Origin of the sequence: Paracoccus sp. (in: a-proteobacteria) (assembly GCF_030538495.1) — a bacterium.
Taxonomy (GTDB): Bacteria; Pseudomonadota; Alphaproteobacteria; order Rhodobacterales; family Rhodobacteraceae; genus Paracoccus.
In genome coordinates this window covers 217,247-219,650 of sequence record NZ_JAUNTW010000004.1, presented here as the reverse complement: position 1 = coordinate 219,650, position 2,404 = coordinate 217,247, and the positions used below count along the sequence as shown (strand labels likewise).

The 2,404-nt window shown below is 55.8% G+C and carries 2 protein-coding genes; one reads left to right on the top strand and one right to left on the bottom strand.

Features of this window, described 5'->3' with window-relative positions; translation table 11 throughout:
- Positions 1-178: 178 nt before the first annotated feature.
- Positions 179-649: a hypothetical protein gene (locus Q4G20_RS05550; RefSeq protein ID WP_303342386.1), complete on the bottom strand. Its 471-nt coding sequence runs from the start codon at positions 647-649 to the stop codon at positions 179-181.
- Between the two features lie 1,094 nt (positions 650-1,743).
- Here Q4G20_RS05550 and Q4G20_RS05545 point away from each other — a divergent pair.
- The coding region (locus Q4G20_RS05545; RefSeq protein WP_303342385.1) for a hypothetical protein at positions 1,744-2,404 on the top strand (661 nt) is incomplete at its 3' end.

The following is a 2,404-nucleotide window of genomic DNA, read 5'->3' as shown; positions in this document are numbered from 1 at the left end:
GGGCTTGGGCTTGGGTTGGGCGTCCGTCATCGCCTCCAGATCGGCAATAGCGGCGTCAACTGCGTTGGCTAGCGTGGTGTCAAATGCGGTCATTTTGTCATTCCTATGTGTGTGTGTGTGTCGTTTGGATTGGATTGGTCCAAGGGTAAGCCCCGCCGTGTTTAGCGGGGCCATACCGTTATGCGGCGGCGTCCTGACGTGCAGGTGCAGGGCGGGTCATATAGACGACGTCAGGGGTGCCCAGCACCTCCGACGCACCCGGCGGGGCGTAGCGGTCGTCCCAACGGTCGCGGCCCGTTTCGACAAACCCGTGACGGGCGTAATACGCGGCCAGAGGCTCGTAACAGTCCAGCGTCAGCGTGTCGAAACCGCCGCGCCAGTCGTGATCCTCCAGAATGTCCGGCAGGGCGGGGCGTAGTGTGGGGGACACGTTAAACACCCCGCAGAGGTTGCCGTCAGGTGTCACGGCATAGCCTGTCAGCCCGTCAGCGGTCAGGTAGCAACGCGCGGTAGGGGGCGGCGGGCAGACAAACAGGGCGCGGCAGGGGTGACCGCTGTCGCTGGCCAGATAGCGACGGGCACTGTTTAATGCCTGTGTAAATTCGGCGTAAGCGGCGGCGTAGAATAGATACGGGCGGGGTTTTGTCATTTGGTTGATCCTCAGGTGTGTTCGTAGTGCGTCTATTTTGGGTGTGGCCCCGCGTGACTAGCAGAGCCTGATTCGCCGGGATTACTGACGGTCCAATTCGAGTTCCCGGCGAGTGACTACCTGACCGAATTGATTGACAACGTATTTGATATTCTGGGCCATTTTCGTGCGTCTTTCCTAAAGCCGGTATTATGTAACAAACTCAATCGGCGGAATCCGACGGTTCACTATGCGTCTATTTTGGGTTTAATATCTGACGCCTGCTTATTAGATAATGCAGCCGCCCCGCGCGTTGTGGCCGGCGGCGGGCGGTTTGGTGCCTGCGCTGTCGGACGCCCCCTGTCACAATCCACGTCACACAACACGCTCGAGGATCAACCTAAATAGTTGATAAATAATGATAATTATTGGTATCGGCGAATAATACAGCATTAATTACTACGCCGCAGGCGGGCGGCTGGGCGATCTGACCCGCCGTGTCGTAATGATCCGTTAGGGGTCCCAAAGGGGGGTAGGGGTTTCAGCATTGTGGACTCAAAAGAGCCGGGGCTTTATTATTATTATTTTTATTATTATTGGTTCCGGGCTTGTTAATAAGTTCGGAGGAATAACTGTGCGCGGAGTGGTGTCAGGTTTGAATAACCACCCAATCTGCGGACCCCTTAGGCCGCTCCTTAGGTTCATCCTTGGGACCTTAAGCTACTCCTAAGGATTACCTAAGGTTATACCTTAATACGGTGGTAACTCTCTTAGAACTCCTCAGTAACTTCCTTAAGACACACCCTAAGTCCTACCTAAGATAACTCCTAAGGTAACTCTCTAAGTATCTATGGGATTAACCGGGGGGAGGGTTCTTATCCTATTCAGGCCGTTTGTGGAAACATCACCACATGCTTGGACTTGAATGTGAGTCCAAGTGTAAACACAAACGGCCTGAATAGAAGGATGAACCGAGGGCTCAAAAGTGTGGCAACAAACGGCCTGAATAGAAGGATAAGCTGCTGGCTCAAAAAGTGTTTCCACAAACGGCCTGAATAGAAGGATGAACCGAAAATTTTCCTTGGACTCATCCAAAGCACACCCAAGGACACCTCATGGCCCTCGAAAACCCCACCCACATTCACCAACTCGTCCCCACCAACCCCACGCCCACCGACCCTGCGTCCCAAGGTGATGACCACATCCGTGCTATCAAGCGGACCATCAAGAACACGTTCCCGAACATCACCGGGAGGATCGACGCGACCCAAGCGCAGTTGAACTACACGACGGGCCTGACGGGGAACATTCAGACGCAACTCGACAAGATCACTGGGACGAACCTGACCGTAGGACCGGGACTCAAGGGCGGTGGGACCTTGAGCCAAAACCGCAGCATCAGCCTCGACTTCGGCCCGCTTCCCGTCATGTCGGAGGATGCTTCACACCCCCGGCTGATCGCCATTGAGGGGGCGGACAGCAACACCCTGTCAAGAGCCTCGCCGTTCACCCTTAGGCGTGACTTTGACTTGGCTAAGGGGACGTCGAAAATCACAACCGGCCCCGGCCTGTCTGGAGGCGGCGACCTGACCGGGGACCGGCAGATCGACCTCGATTTTGGGTCGCTTCCTGCAAACAGAGACCCTACCCTTCCCCGCCTGATCGCCATGGATGGCGTAGACAGTGGGTCAACATACCGGATAACCCCAGCGGCGCTGCGGACCACCTTCGACTTAGCGCCGGGGTCAGTAACCATCAACGCAGGCTCTGGCTTGT